Genomic DNA, 16,852 nt, shown 5'->3' on the forward strand with positions numbered 1-16,852 from the left:
CGCCGTCTCCACTGGCCTTTGCCGCGATCATCATCGGTGATCCGGGGTCCCGCCGACAAACCGCGGTGCCCAGATCAGGCATCCGGGACATTGGGGAGCGCCGGGCGGTGTCGGCATAGGGTGGGCGACCATGACATGGCTGATCACAGGCGGAGCGGGATACATCGGAGCCCATGTGGCGCGGGCCATGACCGGCGCCGGGGAGCGCGTCGTCGCACTCGACGACCTCTCGGCCGGGTTCCCCGAGCGGCTGCCGGCGGACGTGCCGCTCGTCGAGGGCTCGACGCTCGACGGCGACCTGCTGAAGCGGGTGTTCGCCGAGTACGGGGTGACCGGCGTCGTCCACCTCGCCGCGCGCAAGCAGGTCGCCGAGTCCGTGGCGCAGCCCACCCGTTACTACCGGGAGAACGTCGGCGGCCTCGCGACGCTCCTGGAGGCGGTCGCCGAGGCCGGGATCGGGAAGTTCCTGTTCTCCTCGTCCGCGGCCGTCTACGGCAACCCCGATGTGGACCTCATCACCGAGGACACCCCGTGCGCGCCGGTGAACCCGTACGGCGAGACCAAGCTCACCGGTGAGTGGCTGGTGCGGGCGGCGGGCCGGGCACACGACATCTCCACGGTCTGCCTGCGGTATTTCAACGTGGCGGGCGCCGCCGCACCCGAACTGGCGGACACGGGCGTCTTCAACATCGTCCCCATGGTCTTCGACCGGCTCACCCGCGACGAGGCCCCGAGGATCTTCGGCGACGACTATCCGACGCCGGACGGCACCTGCATCCGCGACTACATCCACGTCGCCGACCTGGCCGAGGCGCATCTGGCCGCGGCACGGCGGCTCGCCGACCGCAGCGGTGACCTCACGGTGAACATCGGCCGCGGCGAGGGCGTCTCCGTCCGCGAGCTGATCACCGTCATCGGCGAGGTGACCGGCGAGCGCCGCCCGGCCCTCGTGGAGGGCCGCCGCCCCGGGGACGCGCCCCGCGCGGTCGCCTCCGCCGCCCGGGCCGCACAGGAGCTGGGCTGGACCGCACGGCGCGGGGTGCCCGAGATGGTCGAGTCGGCCTGGCGGGGCTGGCTGCTGCACCACGGCAAGTGACACCTCGGCGGGGGAACTGAGCCTGCCCTGACCTGCACATCGTTTCCGCAGGTCAGGGCACATGACAACGGTGTTCAATGCCGCGTTGCCCGATACCCCCCGCCCGTAGTTCACTGTCATCCCGGGCGCAACACAGGAAGGCGGCTGCCATGGGGGCTGGGCACGATCACGGGCACTCACATGCCCCGACCGCCGGTACGGCCGCGGCGGCGTACCGCGGGCGGCTGCGCGTCGCGCTGTCGATCACGCTCACCGTCATGGTGGTCGAGATCGTCGGCGGGCTGCTCGCGGACTCGCTCGCGCTGATCGCGGACGCCGCCCACATGGCGACCGACGCGCTGGGCCTCGGCATGGCGCTGTTCGCGATCCACTTCGCCAACCTCCCGCCGAGCGGCAACCGCACCTTCGGGTACGCCCGCGCCGAGATCCTCGCGGCGCTCGCCAACTGTGTGCTGCTGCTCGGCGTCGGCGGCTACGTCCTGTACGAGGCGATCCAGCGGTTCCTCACCCCCGCCGACACCTCGGGCGGGATGACCATCGTGTTCGGTGCGATCGGCCTGGTCGCGAACATGATCTCGCTGACGCTGCTGGTGCGCGGACAACAGGAGAGCCTGAACGTGCGCGGCGCGTTCCTGGAGGTCGCCGCGGACGCGCTCGGCTCCCTCGCCGTGATCATCTCCGCCCTAATTATCCTGGCCACCGGCTGGCAGGCCGCCGACCCGATCGCCTCGCTGGTGATCGGCCTCATGATCGTGCCGCGCACCTGGAAGCTGCTGCGCGAGACCCTGGACGTCCTGCTGGAGGCGGCCCCCAGGGACGTCGACATGGCGGACGTACGGGCCCACATCCTGGACCTGGACGGGGTCGAGGACGTCCACGACCTGCACGCCTGGACGATCACGTCCGGCATGCCGGTGCTCTCCGCGCACGTGGTCGTGCGCTCCGACGTCCTCAGCGCGATCGGCCACGAGAAGATGCTCCACGAGCTCCAGGAGTGCCTCGGCGACCACTTCGACGTGGCGCACTGCACCTTCCAGCTGGAACCGGGCGGGCACGCGGAGCACGAGGCGAGGGTGTGCCATTGAGGCAGGTGCGCCGCAGCTTGGCCGGAATGCAGCCGTCCGGCGTGACCCGGCGTCGTTAAGCCTCACAGCGTTGCCCCGCACGGTTCCCCGCCGACCGGTACGGGCACGATCAACTACCGGGCCCCTCTTCCGGTCTTCAACGGGTGACGGCCGTGCCCGCGCCGCGGCGCGGGACATGCGGGCGCGCCGCGAAGTGCCGGGAGTGCCGGATTCGTACGGCAGACTTGGGGCGCGAAGACCGATGTGAAGGATGGGTATGCCGATCACACCTGCTACCGCGACGCACACTTCGTCGAACGGCGCCGCAGACGCGATTTTGCTGGAACTGGTCGACGAGAACGGCGTCACGATCGGCACCGCGGAGAAGCTCGCCGCCCATCAGCCGCCGGGGCAGCTGCACCGCGCCTTCTCCGTCTTCCTCTTCGACGAGCGCGGCCGGCTGCTGCTGCAGCAGCGGGCGCTGGGCAAGTACCACTCCCCCGGTGTGTGGTCCAACACCTGCTGCGGCCACCCCTATCCCGGCGAGGCGCCCTTCGCGGCGGCGGCCCGGCGCACATACGAGGAGCTGGGTGTGTCCCCCTCGCTGCTCGCCGAGGCGGGCACGGTCCGCTACAACCACCCGGACCCGGACTCGGGCCTGGTCGAGCAGGAGTACAACCACCTGTTCGTCGGGATGGTGCAGTCGCCCCTCAGGCCGGACCCGGAGGAGGTCGGCGCGACGGCCTTCGTGACGCCCGCCGAGCTCGCGGAGCGGCACGCCAAGGACACCTTCTCGTCCTGGTTCATGACCGTGCTGGACGCGGCCCGCCCGGCCGTCAGGGAGCTGACCGGCCCGTCGGCCGGCTGGTGACCTCCGTCAGAGCACTCGTAGGGGTTTGAGCGGCAGGGCGGCCCAGATCACCTTGCCGCCGCTCGAGGTGTGCTCGACGTCGCACACACCGCCCGCCTCCCGGGCGACCTCGCTGACCAGGAGCAGCCCCCGGCCGCCCTCGCCGCTGTGGTCGGTCTCCAGAGCGGTCGGGCGGTAGGGGTGGTTGTCCTCCACGGACACCCGCACCCACTCGGCGCCGACGGCGACCTCCACGGCGAGCATCGGCGAGAGCAGCGCCGCGTGCCGGACGGCGTTCGTGACCAGCTCCGAGACGATCAGCAGCAGGCCGTGCACCAGATCGTCGGAGACGGGCACCCCCTGGCGGTACAGCAGGTCCCGTACGGCGTGCCGCGCCTGCGGCACCGAGGCCTCGATGGCGGGGGCGGTGAACCGCCAGACGCCTTCATACGGCAGCGGGTCCGCGGGCGGCCCCGGGTCGCGGAGCTCGTCGGCGCCGCCTTCTGGGCGTGGGCCGGACCCGCGCCCATGGTTGTCCATCGTCCGGTCGCCACCCTTGCGCTCGATTGTCACCACACGTCGAGTGTTGGGAACGACCCGCGGCACTCCGGATGACTGAACACAAGTCAGCAGGTATCGAGCACTTATGACCGTTGGCGTATGACACGGTCAGTTGTGGGACTGGTCTTTTCACGCTTCAGCCGACTTCGCGAACTCTTCGGGTTGTACGGGTTAGGACGCCCCCTTCTTGATCACGGCTCCGGCGCGGCGGCTAGCATCCGGCCATGGAGCCCCAGCTGCTGCACAGCGTCACCGACTCGGTCGCCACCGTCGTCATCCACCACCCGGCGAAGCGCAACGCCATGACGGCCGCGATGTGGGCCGCGCTGCCTCCGCTGCTCGACACCCTCGCCGCGGACCCGGGCGTACGGGCGCTGGTGCTGACCGGTGAGGGTTCGACGTTCTGCGCGGGCGCCGACATCTCCACGCTGCAGGGGTCGCCGGAGGAGGCGCAGGGGCTCGCGGTGCGGGCCGAGGAGGCGCTGGCCGCCTTCCCGAAGCCGACGCTGGCCGCGATCCGGGGGCACTGCGTGGGGGGCGGGTCGCAGCTGGCGGCGGCCTGTGATCTGCGGTTCGCCATGGAGGGGGCGCTGTTCGGGGTGACGCCGGCGAAGCTCGGGATCGTGTATCCGGCCTCCTCCACGCGCCGTCTGGTGTCGCTGGTGGGTCCGGCCGCCGCCAAGTACCTGCTGTTCTCCGGCGAGCTGATCGACGCGGAGCGGGCGCTGCGCACCGGTCTGGTGGACGAGGTGCTGCCGCAGGGCGAACTCGCCAAGCGGGTCGCGGAGTTCACCCGGATCCTGGTCTCGCGTTCGCAGCTCACCCAGGCCGCCGCGAAGGAGTTCGCGAACGGGCGCACCGACCGGGACGCGTACTGGACGCAGCAGGCGCGCGGCAGCGGCGACACCGTGGAGGGCGTCGCCGCGTTCCTGGAGCGCAGGCAGCCGCGCTTCACCTGGACTACGTCAGGATGAAGCGGCTCTTGGAGCGGAACTCCTCGACGAGGTGCGCGGGTGCCTTCTCGGGCGAGCCCGCGTCGTAGGGCGGCTGCGGGTCGTACTCGGTCAACAGCTGTACGGCCTTGGCGTGTTCGTCGCCGGCGATCCGGCCGAGGAGGGTCAGGCCCATGTCGATGCCGGAGGAGACGCCGGCCGCGGTGACGTACTTGCCGTCGAGGACCACCCGCTCCCCCGTGGGCTCGGCGCCGAACTGCTTCAGGAAGTCCAGGGCCAGCCAGTGGGAGGTGGCGCGGCGGCCCTGAAGGAGGCCGGCCGCGGCGAGCAGCAGGGAGCCCGTGCACACCGAGGTCGTCCAGGTGCTGGTGGCGTCGGCGGTGCGCAGCCACTCCAGGAGGGTCTCGTTCTCCATCTGCGGGGTCTGTCCGGGGCCGCCCGGGACGATCACGATGTCGGGGTGCTCCACCTCGGCCAGGGTCCTGTCCGCGACGATCGCGAGGTTGCCGGTGTCGGTGCGGACGGGGCCGGTCCGTTCGGCGACGAAGACGGTCTCCGCGTCCGGGAGGCGCCCGAGCGTCTCGTACGGGCCCACGGCGTCCAGGGCGGTGAAGCGGTCGAAGAGCACGATGGCGATCTGCATCGGGTTCCTTTCAGCGGGTGGATGCGGGGCGGAAGCGGCGGCGGTATTCCGCCGGGGCGGTGCCGAGGGTCCTGACGAAGGCGCGTCGCATGGCCTCGGGGGTGCCGTAGCCGCTGGCGCGGGAGATCTCCTCGATGCCGTCGGCCGTGTCCTCGAGGAGGCGGCGGGCGTGTTCGAGGCGGACGCGGTCGACGTAGCGGCCCGGGGTCATGCCGGTCTCCGCCTGGAAGGCGCGGGCGAAGTGGCGGGGCGAGAGGGCGGCGCGGGCGGCGAGGGACTCGACGTCCAGGTCGTCTGCGGGGTGCTCGGTGATCCACTGCTGGACCTCGCGCAGCGGTTCACGCCGGGCGGTCTGCGCGGCGAGCTGCGCGCTGAACTGCGCCTGGTTGCCGGGCCGGCGCAGGAAGACGACCAGGTGGCGGGCGATGGCCAGGGCCGTCTCCCGGCCCAGGTCCTCCTCGACCAGGGCGAGCGCGAGGTCGATGCCGGAGGTGACGCCGGCCGAGGTGAAGACGTGACCGTCGCGCACGTAGATGGGGTCGGGGTCGACCTCGACGGACGGGTGGTCGCGGGCGAGCTTGTCGCAGTACGCCCAGTGGGTCGTGGCGCGGCGGCCGTCCAGCAGGCCCGCCTCCGCGAGCAGGATGGCGCCGGTGCAGACGGAGACGAGGCGCTCCGCGCGCGGGCCGCACTCGCGCAGCCAGTCGGTCAGCCGTGGGTCGCGCCCCGGACGGCGGGTGCCCTGGCCACCCGGCACGAGAAGGGTGTGCGGGACGGACGCGTCCGCGAGGGCCTGGTCCGGTACGAGGGTCAGGCCGCTGGAGGTGCGGACGGGCGCGCCGTCCGAGGAGGCCGTACGCAGGCGGTAGGTGCCCGGAGTGTGCAGCTCGGCGCCCGCGAAGACCTCGAGCGGGCCGGTGACGTCGAGGCTCTGGACGCCGTCGAAGAGGACGAGCAGGACGGTTCGCTGCGGCATACCCACGATTCTTGGCAGCGGGGCGGATGGCTGCAATGACGAGTCCCCCACCTTTTCTGCCATCCGGAGCGCGGCACTGGAGCCCGTACCGACCAGTCGGTAACCTGCCCGGCATGACTACTGCCGCCCTCGATCCGCACGCCGGTCGCCGCTGCCACAACGCACTCAACTCACTGCACGCCACGTACTACTTCTCACCCGACCTGGGCAGGGAACTGGGCGCTCTGGGCATCACGCACCCGAGGGCCGTCAACCTGGCGGCGCGGGCGGCCGCGCTGGGCCCGGTCGGACCGGGCGCCGTGACGGCGACGTTCTACAACTACAAGTACGAGCTCGTGGCCCGCTATGTGCCCGCCGTATGGGAGAGCGCCGCGCCGGCGCAGATCCTGGCCGCACGCGCGCGTGCCGTCGACGCGACCCTGCGCCGTCTGCTGGGCGAGGACACCGTGGCGTCCGAGGAGATGGCTCAGGCGGCACGGCTGGCGTTGCGGGCCGCCGAGGCCTGTTCGCGCGCTGCGCGGCCGCTGTACTCCGCGTATGCCGACCTGCCGGTGCCCGACCAGCCGCATCTGGCGTACTTCCACGCCACCACGCTGCTGCGTGAGCACCGGGGCGACGGGCATCTCGCCGTGCTGATGTCCGCCGAGCTGGACGGTCTGGAGGCCGTGGTGACCCACACCGCGACCGGCAAGGGCATGACACCGAAGTGGGTCTTCGGCAGCCGCGGCTGGAAGCAGGAGGACTGGGACGCGGCCTGCGGGCGGCTGCGCGAGCGCGGGCTGCTGGACGAGGCGGGCGAGTTGACGGAGCGGGGCGTCGCGCTGCGGGCGCAGATCGAGGCGGAGACGGACCGGCTGGACCGGGCGCCGTACGAGCACCTGGGGGCGGAGGGCGTCGCCCAGCTGACGGAGCTGGGGGCGGGGTTCGCGCGGGCCGCGCTCGCCGCCGGGGCCTACCCGGCGGATCTGATCGGAAAGCGCTGACCAAAGATCGCGCCCGGGAGCGTCACCCGGCCGACGCAGCTCAGGACAGGCCTCGCGCGGGCCGCACTGCCGCCGGAGCTCACCCCCGCGGCCCTCATCGGCACGCGCTGACCAAAGATCGAGGCCGAGGTCCGTCGCCCAGCCGACGGACCTCAGGACAGGTCTCACACGGACCGCACTGGCCGACCGGGCCGCAGATGTGATCGGCAAACGGTGGTGAAAGCCGGGTACCCGGAGCTCGCCCGGCCGCCGCGGCCGGGTGGGAAACGGGAACAGAAAGGGGAATTCGGTGTTCCGCGCCATTGCAGACGTGCTGCGGCAGATCGCCGGAGCGATCGCCACCGTCGTCACACTGCCCTTCCGGGCACTGGCCCGGCTCTTCGGCGGAGCCTCGAGTTCCGCGCGGGGCCACGGGGCCTGATTCCGCCGCCCCGCCTCGCCGGATGCCGCCCTGATCCCCGACTGTCGGTGCCGCCTGCCACAATTGCGGCGCAACCTCAGTGAGAAGGCGGTACGGGATCGTGACGACACCCGGGTCCAGCGGGTCCACCAACGTAGGGTCCATCGAAGGCAGGATCGCCGAGGAGCTCGGCGTCCGGGAGCGGCAGGTCAGGGCTGCCGTGGAGCTGCTCGACGGCGGTTCGACGGTGCCCTTCATCGCCCGCTACCGCAAGGAAGCGACCGAGATGCTCGACGACGCGCAGCTGCGCACGATCGAGGAGCGGCTGCGCTATCTGCGGGAACTGGAGGAGCGGCGGACCGCGATCCTGGAGTCGGTGCGCGAGCAGGGCAAGCTGACCGCCGAGCTGGAGGCGCAGATCCGCGGCGCCGAGACCAAGGCGCGGCTCGAGGACATCTACCTGCCGTACAAGCCCAAGCGCCGCACCAAGGCGCAGATCGCGCGCGAGGCCGGGCTCGAGCCGCTCGCCGACGGGCTGCTCAGCGACCCGACGGTCGAGCCCCTGGCCGCGGCCGCCGCGTTCCTCGACCCGGACACGGGCATCGTCGAACCGCAGGCCGCCCTGGACGGCGCGCGCGCGATCCTCACCGAGCGGTTCTCCGAGGACGCCGACCTGATCGGCGAGCTGCGCGAGCGCATGTGGGTGCGCGGACGGCTGGCCGCCAAGGTGCGGGACGGCAAGGAGGAGGCGGGCGCCAAGTTCGCCGACTACTTCGACTTCGCCGAGCCGTTCACCGAACTGCCCTCGCACCGCATCCTCGCCATGCTGCGCGGCGAGAAGGAGGAGGTCCTCGACCTCGTCCTGGAACCGGAGGAGCCCACGGACGGCCCCTCGTCCTACGAGGGCATCGTGGCCGCGAGGTTCCAGATCGCCGACCGCGGCCGTCCCGCCGACAAGTGGCTGACGGACACCGTCCGTTGGGCCTGGCGCACCCGCATCCTGGTGCACCTCGGCATCGACCTGCGCCTGAGGCTGCGCACGGCCGCCGAGGACGAGGCCGTCCAGGTGTTCGCGGCGAACCTGCGCGACCTGCTGCTCGCCGCCCCGGCCGGCACGCGCGCGACCCTGGGCCTGGACCCCGGTTTCCGTACGGGTGTGAAGGTCGCCGTGATCGACGCCACCGGCAAGGTGGTGGCCACGGACGTCATCTACCCGCACGTTCCGGCCAACAAGTGGGACGAGGCGATCGCCAAGCTGGCCCGCCTCGCGAAGGAACACGCGGTCGAACTGATCGCGATCGGCAACGGCACGGCCTCCCGCGAGACCGACAAGCTCGCCGGTGAACTCATCACCAAGCACCCCGAGTTGAACCTCACCAAGGTGATGGTGTCCGAGGCGGGCGCGTCCGTGTACTCGGCGTCCGCGTTCGCCTCGCAGGAGCTGCCCGACATGGATGTGTCGCTGCGCGGCGCCGTCTCCATCGCGCGCCGCCTCCAGGATCCCCTGGCCGAGCTGGTGAAGATCGACCCCAAGTCGATCGGCGTCGGCCAGTACCAGCACGACCTGTCCGAGGTGAAGCTGTCGCGCTCGCTGGACGCGGTGGTCGAGGACTGTGTGAACGGTGTCGGCGTGGACGTCAACACGGCCTCGGCCCCGCTGCTCGCCCGGGTCTCCGGCATCACCTCCGGGCTGGCCGAGAACATCGTGGCGCACCGCGACGCCAACGGCCCCTTCAAGTCCCGCACCCAGCTGAAAAGCGTGGCACGGCTCGGCCCGAAGGCGTACGAGCAGTGCGCGGGCTTCCTGCGGATCCGCGGCGGCGACGACCCGCTGGACGCCTCCAGCGTGCACCCGGAGGCGTACCCGGTCGTCCGGCGCATGGTGAAGACGGCCGGGCAGGAGGTGGCGTCGCTCATCGGCAACACGAGCGTGCTGCGCTCGCTGAAGCCGGGTGAGTTCGTGGACGAGACGTTCGGTCTCCCGACCGTCACCGACATCCTCAAGGAGCTGGAGAAGCCCGGGCGCGACCCGCGGCCCGCGTTCAAGACGGCCACCTTCAAGGAGGGCGTCGAGAAGATCTCCGACCTGGCCTCCGGGATGGTGCTGGAGGGCGTGGTCACGAATGTGGCGGCCTTCGGTGCGTTCATCGACATCGGTGTCCACCAGGACGGGCTGGCCCATGTCTCCGCGTTGTCCAAGACGTTCGTCAAGGACCCGCGGGACGTGGTGAAGCCCGGGGACATCGTCAAGGTGAAGGTCCTGGACGTCGACATCCCGCGCAAGCGGATCTCGCTGACGCTGCGGCTCGACGACGAGGCCGCGCCGCAGGGCGACGGCGGCGGCGACCGTCGGCAGCGGGGCGCGCGTCCGCCTCAGCAGCGGCAGCAGCAGCGCCAGCGCCAGGGCGGCGGGCAGAGCGGCGGGCGTGGCGGGCAGGGCGGCGGGCGTGGCGGGCAGGGCGGCGGTTCGCGTCAGGCGGCGGCGCCTGCCAACAGCGCGATGGCCGATGCTCTGCGCCGGGCCGGGTTGCTTGATCCGAAGGGCAAGCGGTGAGCTGAGGGGCAGGTCGTGGGAAATCCGCGTTGCGGCTGGTCGCGAGGGTCGCTGCGGTGAGCGGGAGGTCCTGATGGCGTGGGTGTCGGTCCCGGGCGTGGTGGTACGGCCGCCACGGCGGACCTGCACCCGCCCCGGGCGCACCGACCGACCCGCTCAGCTCTGCTGGTGCGGCGGCGTGGTGCCGCCGTTCATCCGGGCGCGGTTCTCCGCGAGCAGTTCCTGAACGCGCTGCTCGACCTCCGCGGGGTCCACACCGAGGGAGCGGCCGATGTGCACGGACCACACCTCCGAGCGCACATTGGTCTCGAAGTCCAGGTCGGCGCGTACGTTCTCACGGGCGGCCTGGCGGTTCTGGCTCACCATCACGAAGGTGGAGAGGAAGATCGCTTCCAGGCTGACGATCATGGTGAGCAGTCCGAAGGGGTACGGATCCCAGACCGCGCCCTTGCCGAAGACGCCTTCGTTGCACACGATCCACACCGCGAACCACAGGGCGTGCAGATAGACGAAGGTCATGGTCCCGGCGAAGGCGGTGACCGCGTCCGCGATCCGGTCCTGGGTCCCGCGCATCCGTGCGACGACGTCCTGCTCGTGCACGATCCGCGCGGCGGGCCGCTTCTCCGCAGCGCCCATGGTCTCCCCTTGTCCTGCCTGGTGTCCGACGAGGAATCGCCGTCAGCGTACGCGGCGGACGTGAGGGGGCACGGGGAACTGCGCGACCAGCCACGATCGAGCCGCAGACGATCGACGGCAATGGGGGCCCGCCGCAGGAGGTCGGCACGGCCGGCGCAGCGTCAGCGCTCCGTGACCTTTCCGTCCGCCACCTCCAGCCGCCGGTTCACATGGACCGCGTCCAGCATGCGGCGGTCGTGGGTGACCAGGAGGAGGGTGCCCTCGTAGGCGTCGAGGGCCGACTCCAGTTGTTCGATGGCCGGCAGGTCCAGGTGGTTGGTCGGCTCGTCGAGGACGAGGAGATTGACGCCCCGGCCCTGCAGCAGCGCCAGGGCGGCGCGTGTGCGTTCGCCCGGGGAGAGGGTGGCCGCCGGGCGCAGGACATGGTCGGACTTCAGGCCGAACTTGGCCAGCAGCGTGCGCACTTCCACCGGCTCGGTGTCCGGTACGGCGGCGCAGAACGCGTCCAGCAGGGCCTCCGGGCCATGGAACAGCTTGCGGGCCTGGTCGACCTCGCCGACCAGGACGCCGGAGCCGAGGCTCGCGTGGCCCGCCTCCAGGGGGATCCGGCCGAGCAGGGCACCCAGCAGGGTCGACTTGCCGGCGCCGTTCGCCCCGGTCACCGCGACCCGGTCCGCCCAGTCGATCTGCAGGGACACCGGGCCGAAGGTGAAGTCGCCGCGGCGTACCTCCGCGTCCCGCAGGGTGGCCACGACGGCGCCCGAGCGCGGGGCCGACGCGATCTCCATGCGCAGCTCCCACTCCTTGCGGGGCTCCTCGACCAGGTCGAGCCGCTCGATCATGCGCTGGGTCTGCCGGGCCTTCGCGGCCTGCTTCTCGCTGGCCTCGCTGCGGAACTTGCGGCCGATCTTGTCGTTGTCGTTGCTCGCCTTGCGGCGGGCGTTCTTGACGCCCTTGTCCATCCAGGAGCGCTGCATCTGCGCCCGGTCCTGCAGGGCGGCGCGCTTGTCGGCGTACTCCTCGTAGTCCTCGCGGGCGTGCCGGCGGGCGACGTCCCGCTCCTCCAGGTAGGCCTCGTAGCCGCCGCCGTAGAGGTTGATCTGCCGCTGGGCGAGGTCGAGTTCGAGGACCTTGGTGACGGTGCGGGTGAGGAACTCGCGGTCGTGGCTGACGACGACGGTCCCGGCGCGCAGGCTCTTCACGAACCGTTCCAGGCGCTCCAGGCCGTCCAGGTCCAGGTCGTTGGTCGGCTCGTCGAGCAGGAAGACGTCGTAGCGGGACAGGAGCAGGGAGGCGAGTCCGGCGCGTGCCGCCTGGCCGCCGGACAGGGACGTCATCGGCTGGTCCAGGTCCACGGCCAGGCCCAGGGAGTCGGCGACCTCCTCGGCCCGCTCGTCCAGGTCGGCGCCGCCCAGGTCGAGCCAGCGCTCCAGGCTGGTCGCGTATGCGTCGTCGGCGCCCGGTGCGCCGTCGACCAGGGCCTGCGTGGCCTCGTCCATCACGCGCTGCGCCTCGGCGACACCGGTACGGCGGGCGAGGAACTCCCGGACGGTCTCGCCGGGGCGCCGCTCCGGCTCCTGAGGGAGGTGGCCGACGTTCGCGGTCGGCGGGGAGAGCCTGAGTTCCCCCTGCTCCGGTACGAGCAGCCCCGCGAGCATCCTGAGCAGGGTGGACTTGCCCGCGCCGTTGGCGCCGACCAGCCCGATCACGTCGCCGGGCGCCACCACGAGGTCGAGCCCGGAGAAGAGGGAGCGGTCGCCGTGGCCGGCGGCGAGGTTCTTGGCGACGAGGGTGGCAGTCATCAGGGCGCCGATTTTAGCCGCCGTATCGCCCCGCCCTCAGCGCGCCATCGCCTCCACCAGCACGCTCCCCGCCGTCCGTGCCACCACGAACGACTCTCCCTTCACCGCCTTGGCGTCCAGGGCGATGCGGTGGCGGCCCGGTTCGAGGACGCCGTCGAAGACCTCGTGGGTGTGGGTGCGGTAGAGGCGGTCCAGACGGTACGCGGTGAGGCGGACCCGGCAGGGTGAGGTGACCTCGACGCCCGCCTCGCCGTCGGCCGCCACCAGGCGGGTCAGGCGGCGCTGCTGCGCCGGGCTGCGGTCCAGGGCGTGTTCGATCTGGGCGACGAGGAGCGGGACGATCGGGGCGAGGCCCTCGACGTAGACCACGTCGACGCCCGCCTGCTCGAAGGAGCGGCGTACGGCGGTGCGCTCCTCCTGGGTGATGGCGCGGCCGAAGGCGACGGCGCCGTAGGCGCGCAGTTCGTCGGCGGGGACGCCGTCGGCGTCGTGGGCGATGTCGGCGCCGATGCCGATGGTGCGCAGGGCGGCGGCGAGCTTGGCGAGCAGGGCGACCCGGGCGCCGATGAGCAGGACGCGGCGGCGGGCGCCCGGAGGCTCGCTGTCGAGGAGGCCGGCGAGGGCGTCCCGGTACTCGGCGCCCCGGAAGCGGAAGGGGCCGATGCCGTGGTAGCCGTTGAGTTCGAGGTCGGCGTGTTCGTCGGTCTGCCAGGCGAAGTCCCGCCAGACGTAGTCCTCCCCGTCATGGCCGTCCCGCTCGATGATCGCGGTGACCGCGCCGCAGGCCAGGTCGGCGCACTCGGGGCAGCCGTAGATGACGTAACGGCCGTCCGGAAGCGGTGGGTCCGCCTCCAGGAGGAGGCTGCGGACCTGTTCGGTGAAGATCGCGGGTGGGATGTCGGAGGCGAGCGGGGAGACGGCGTCGAGGTCGGAGAGCTGGAACAGCAGCGGACGTCCGTCGACGATGAAGTCCACGAAGTCCCGGTGCACTTGGTAGTCACCGTTGGCGAGGACTCCACCGGCACGCATCGCCGGTGCCAGGCCGAAGGTCGCGTATGCGGCAGACATGCTGTGAGTATTCCCAGAGTGGGAGCTGTCTGAGCACGGCATGACACATTCCGCTAACGTCCCCGCGTGGACAGCGTGCGGAACAACGATGTCATCGTGGTGGGCGCCGGGGTCATGGGGCTGACGACGGCCGTCGTCCTCGCCGAGCGCGGCGTACGGGTGCGGGTGTGGACGCGGGATCCCGTGGCGGCGACCACCTCGGCGGTTGCGGGCGCGCTGTGGTGGCCGTACCGGATCGAGCCGCTCGCGCGGGCGCGCGTCTGGGCACTCCGGTCGCTGGATGTGTACGAGGAGTTGGCGACGCGGCCCGAGTCGACCGGCGTACGCATGGTCGAAGGAGTACTGGGCGAGGCGGATCTCGACCGGGCCGAGGCCTGGGCGGCCGCGCGGGTTCCCGGGCTGCGGGTGGCGACGGCGGCGGAGTACGCCGGGAGCGGGCTGTGGGCGCGGCTGCCACTCATCGACATGTCGACTCATCTGCCGTGGCTGCGGGAGAGGTTGGTGAAGGCGGGTGGGGTGGTCGAGGAGCGTACGGTCACCGATTTCGCGGAGGTGGACTCGCCCGTGGTCGTCAACTGCACCGGGGTGGGGGCGCGTTCGCTCGTGCCGGACGCGTCCGTGCGGCCGGTGCGCGGGCAGTTGGTCGTCGTGGAGAATCCCGGCATCCGCACCTGGCTCACTTCCACCGGCGCGGACGGGGAAATGGCGTACTTCTTTCCGCAGCCCGGGCGGCTGTTGCTGGGTGGTACGGCGGATGAGGACGACTGGTCGCTGGAGCCGGATCCGGAGGTGGCCTCGGCGATCGTACGGCGGTGTGCCGCGTTGCGGCCCGAGATCGCGTGGGCGCGGGTGCTGGACCACTGCGTGGGGCTGCGGCCGGGGCGGGATGCGGTGCGGCTGGAGCGGGAAGTACTGCCGGACGGGCGGGTGTTGGTGCACAACTATGGGCATGGTGGGGCCGTGGTGACCGTGGCCTGGGGATGCGCGGGGGAGGCGGCCGGGTTGGCTTGCCCGGCCGCCTAGTGCTCCGCCGGGTGTGCTGTGTGTCATCTGCGGCTGCGTCGTGGCTGGTCGCGCAGTTCCCCGCGCCCCTTAAAGGGCGCTCCTGAACCGCCAGGGCCACTGCGCACCCCTGCTCAGCCGATGGGCACGCGGTGCGCGGCGCTCGGGTCGCGTACGCCCTTGAGCGGCGTTGCAGCAGGTACTGCCGACTGCTTGCCGGAGGTGGCGCCGGCGAAGGCTGCCGCGCCGCCGACCAGCGGGACGTCGGCCGAGGTGCGGGTCAGGTCCAGGGTGAGCGTCGGCTTGTCGGTCGGGGGGTCGATGAGGTCCTTGTCGGTGCCCGCGACGATCAGGGCGAGGCGGTGGCCGGCGGGGACGATGTGGTCGGTGGCCGCGAGGTCCAGGGTGATGGTGTACGCCTTGCCCGGGGTGAGCGGGACGCCCTTCAGGTCGGAGGCGTAGTTGCCGAGGTCGGCCCAGCCGCGGCTGAACACCGTGTAGTCGACGGCGGTCTTCTTGGCCTCGGTGGCCTTGAAGCAGGCGCTGTCGCCCGCCGTGCTCGCGCCCCAGCAGGTGCGGTCGGTGAGGGTGGTGATGCCCTCGGCGGAGTCGGCGTAGTCACGGATGGTGTCGGGGCCGAGGTCCACGAGAACGGCGGAGAGGTGGGCCGTCTTCGTGGTCGGGGTCGCGGTGACGGTGACCTTGGAGGAGCCGGACAGGCGCAGGTCGTGGGTGAGGGGCTCGGTGACGAAGCCGGCCTTGTCGGGGGTCGACGTGTCGGTCTTCGCGGCCCAGTCGGTCTCGCTCAGCTGCGGGTTGTCGGTGAAGGTCTCGGTGCCGGCGCCCTTGGTGAGGCCGAGAGTCCCGACGCCCGCCTGAGTGCCCTGGCCGGGGCGCAGGGTCGTGCTGCGGGTGCCGCTCGGGGGCCAGGACCGCGAGGTCACCCACTGGTCGGGGTGGCGCTCGATGTCGGCCATCGGCTGGCGGTCGATGCCGTTGTCGTAGCCGAGGAGTTCGTGGTCGAACCAGCGGTGCAGGGTGTCGACCCAGGCGGCGCGGCGGAAGTCGAAGGGGTCGACGTGGCCGGTCTGGGAGAGCCAGATCTTGCGCTCGACGCCGTTCTTGGCGAGGGCGTCCCACCACTGTCCGAAGTGCTTGGTGCGGACGTTGAGGTCCTGCATGCCGTGCACGAGGAAGACGCTGGCCCGCACCTTGCTCGCGTTCCTGACGTAGTCGCGTTCGGTCCAGAACGGCGTCCAGTCGCCGGTGCGCGGGGCCCCGTCGACGATCTTCTGCTGGACGGCGGCGCACTTCGCCTGGGCGCCGGGGCTGTCGACGTAGTTCGAGAGCCAGTCGGGGCCGGAGTCGTAGAGCGGGGCGCCCTTGGCGAAGTAGTAGTCGTACCAGGAGGAGATGGCGCTGATCGGGACGACGGTCTTGAGGCCCTTGACGCCGGTCGCGGCGACGCCGTTGGCGATCGTGCCGTCCCAGCTCTTGCCGATCATGCCGGTCTTCCCGTTGGTCCAGGTCGCCCTGGCCGTGGTGGTGCCGGTGCGGGTCGTGTACGCCTTGGCCCGGCCGTTCAGCCAGTCGACGACCGCCTTCGCGGACTGGATGTCGCTGCGGCCGCCGACGTCGACGCAGCCGTCGGAGCGGTTGGTGCCGGCGAGGTCGACGCCGACGAAGGCGTAACCGCGGGGCACGAAGTAGTTGTCGTAGAAGAGCGGCATCTGGACGACGTTGCCGCTCGCGTCGTACGTCTTCTTCTGGCTCTCGTTGCCGCGGCCGCAGCAGGAGTAGTAGGGGCTGGCGTCCATGATGACCGGAACCTTGCGGCCCTGCTGGGCGGGTTCGCGGGGGCGGACGATGTCGACGGCGACCCGGTCGGTCTTGCCGTCGCCGTCCCCGTCGAGTCCGGTGTCCACCCACACGGCCTCGCGGATGGCCTTGTCGTACGAGTAGACGGGGCGGCTCTCCTGCGGGGCACTGTGAGCCGCCGCGGGGGTGAGGAACGCTGCCATCAGGGCGGCGACGGCCGCCGCTGCCAGCGGTCTCCAGGTCGTGAAGCGCATGCGTATGGGCATGCGCGGACGGTACAACGGTCAACTCCCGTACAGAAGAGTGCAATCGGACGCCTGTGAGGTCCGTGAGGAAGCAGGGGCCGCTGCTCATGTCGGCCGAATGGCGATCGTGTGACACGTGGGGCCATGGACATGCCCGGGGGCACAGGGACTGAATAGGCTCCGAACAGACCTCGTACTCCT

At 71.5% G+C, this 16,852-nt stretch carries 15 protein-coding genes; 8 read left to right on the top strand and 7 right to left on the bottom strand.

Features of this window, described 5'->3' with window-relative positions:
• The first annotated feature begins 130 nt into the window (after positions 1–130).
• The 3 genes from galE (at position 131) to idi (ending at position 3,031) form a co-directional block, all read left to right on the top strand.
• Positions 131–1,096: a UDP-glucose 4-epimerase GalE gene (gene galE / locus ACFY1U_RS13430; protein ID WP_390694255.1), complete on the top strand. Its 966-nt coding sequence runs from the start codon at positions 131–133 to the stop codon at positions 1,094–1,096.
• Positions 1,097–1,245: 149 nt separating this feature from the next.
• Complete coding sequence (locus ACFY1U_RS13435; protein ID WP_390694256.1) at positions 1,246–2,181, top strand: cation diffusion facilitator family transporter; 936 nt, start codon at positions 1,246–1,248, stop codon at positions 2,179–2,181.
• A gap of 256 nt (positions 2,182–2,437) precedes the next feature.
• Positions 2,438–3,031: an isopentenyl-diphosphate Delta-isomerase gene (gene idi, locus ACFY1U_RS13440; protein ID WP_030936227.1), complete on the top strand. Its 594-nt coding sequence runs from the start codon at positions 2,438–2,440 to the stop codon at positions 3,029–3,031.
• A 6-nt stretch (positions 3,032–3,037) separates the two neighbouring features.
• On the opposite strand, the gene ACFY1U_RS13445 is transcribed toward idi, so the two are convergent.
• Positions 3,038–3,550, bottom strand: a complete 513-nt coding sequence (locus ACFY1U_RS13445; protein ID WP_390694522.1) for an ATP-binding protein — start codon at positions 3,548–3,550, stop codon at positions 3,038–3,040.
• Positions 3,551–3,795: 245 nt separating this feature from the next.
• Here ACFY1U_RS13445 and ACFY1U_RS13450 point away from each other — a divergent pair, with 245 nt between their 5' ends.
• Positions 3,796–4,545 (top strand): enoyl-CoA hydratase/isomerase family protein, encoded by a 750-nt coding sequence (locus ACFY1U_RS13450; protein ID WP_390694257.1) that lies wholly within the window; start codon positions 3,796–3,798, stop codon positions 4,543–4,545.
• Here ACFY1U_RS13450 and ACFY1U_RS13455 read toward each other — a convergent pair.
• Both ACFY1U_RS13455 and ACFY1U_RS13460 read right to left on the bottom strand, forming a co-directional pair.
• A complete protein-coding gene (locus ACFY1U_RS13455) occupies positions 4,532–5,167 on the bottom strand; it encodes a DJ-1/PfpI family protein (RefSeq protein WP_390694258.1) in 636 nt (211 codons plus the stop codon). The genes ACFY1U_RS13450 and ACFY1U_RS13455 overlap by 14 nt on opposite strands.
• Before the next feature lie 10 nt (positions 5,168–5,177).
• Entirely contained in the window at positions 5,178–6,143 is a 966-nt protein-coding gene (locus ACFY1U_RS13460) for a GlxA family transcriptional regulator (RefSeq protein ID WP_390694259.1), read from the bottom strand.
• Positions 6,144–6,256: 113 nt separating this feature from the next.
• Between ACFY1U_RS13460 and ACFY1U_RS13465 the strand changes: the two genes are divergently transcribed.
• The 3 genes from ACFY1U_RS13465 to ACFY1U_RS13475 all read left to right on the top strand — a co-directional run bounded on the left by ACFY1U_RS13465 (position 6,257) and on the right by ACFY1U_RS13475 (position 10,080).
• Positions 6,257–7,126 (top strand): hypothetical protein, encoded by an 870-nt coding sequence (locus ACFY1U_RS13465; protein WP_390694260.1) that lies wholly within the window; start codon positions 6,257–6,259, stop codon positions 7,124–7,126.
• A gap of 289 nt (positions 7,127–7,415) precedes the next feature.
• Positions 7,416–7,547 carry an LPFR motif small protein gene (locus tag ACFY1U_RS13470; protein ID WP_390694261.1) on the top strand — a complete coding sequence of 44 codons (132 nt, stop codon included), beginning with the start codon at positions 7,416–7,418 and terminating at the stop codon, positions 7,545–7,547.
• A gap of 100 nt (positions 7,548–7,647) precedes the next feature.
• The gene (locus tag ACFY1U_RS13475; RefSeq protein ID WP_390694262.1) at positions 7,648–10,080 is read left to right on the top strand and encodes a Tex family protein; all 2,433 of its coding nucleotides are present in this window, start codon (positions 7,648–7,650) and stop codon (positions 10,078–10,080) included.
• Between the two features lie 156 nt (positions 10,081–10,236).
• Here the strand turns inward: ACFY1U_RS13475 and ACFY1U_RS13480 are convergent, their stop codons facing one another.
• The 3 genes from ACFY1U_RS13480 to ACFY1U_RS13490 form a co-directional block, all read right to left on the bottom strand.
• Positions 10,237–10,716 (bottom strand): DUF1003 domain-containing protein, encoded by a 480-nt coding sequence (locus tag ACFY1U_RS13480; RefSeq protein WP_390694263.1) that lies wholly within the window; start codon positions 10,714–10,716, stop codon positions 10,237–10,239.
• Between the two features lie 161 nt (positions 10,717–10,877).
• A complete protein-coding gene (locus ACFY1U_RS13485; RefSeq protein ID WP_390694264.1) occupies positions 10,878–12,518 on the bottom strand; it encodes an ABC-F family ATP-binding cassette domain-containing protein in 1,641 nt (546 codons plus the stop codon).
• 36 nt (positions 12,519–12,554) lie between these two features.
• Positions 12,555–13,586 (bottom strand): oxidoreductase, encoded by a 1,032-nt coding sequence (locus ACFY1U_RS13490; RefSeq protein ID WP_390694265.1) that lies wholly within the window; start codon positions 13,584–13,586, stop codon positions 12,555–12,557.
• 114 nt (positions 13,587–13,700) lie between these two features.
• On the opposite strand from ACFY1U_RS13490, the gene ACFY1U_RS13495 reads away from it, so the two are divergent.
• Entirely contained in the window at positions 13,701–14,609 is a 909-nt protein-coding gene (locus tag ACFY1U_RS13495; RefSeq protein ID WP_390694523.1) for an FAD-dependent oxidoreductase, read from the top strand.
• Positions 14,610–14,722: 113 nt separating this feature from the next.
• Here ACFY1U_RS13495 and ACFY1U_RS13500 read toward each other — a convergent pair whose 3' ends face one another.
• Entirely contained in the window at positions 14,723–16,672 is a 1,950-nt protein-coding gene (locus ACFY1U_RS13500) for a Xaa-Pro dipeptidyl-peptidase (protein WP_390694266.1), read from the bottom strand.
• Positions 16,673–16,852 lie beyond the last annotated feature (180 nt).

It is taken from the genome of Streptomyces sp. NPDC001351 (assembly GCF_042896045.1).
In the GTDB taxonomy this organism is placed as follows: domain Bacteria; phylum Actinomycetota; class Actinomycetes; order Streptomycetales; family Streptomycetaceae; genus Streptomyces.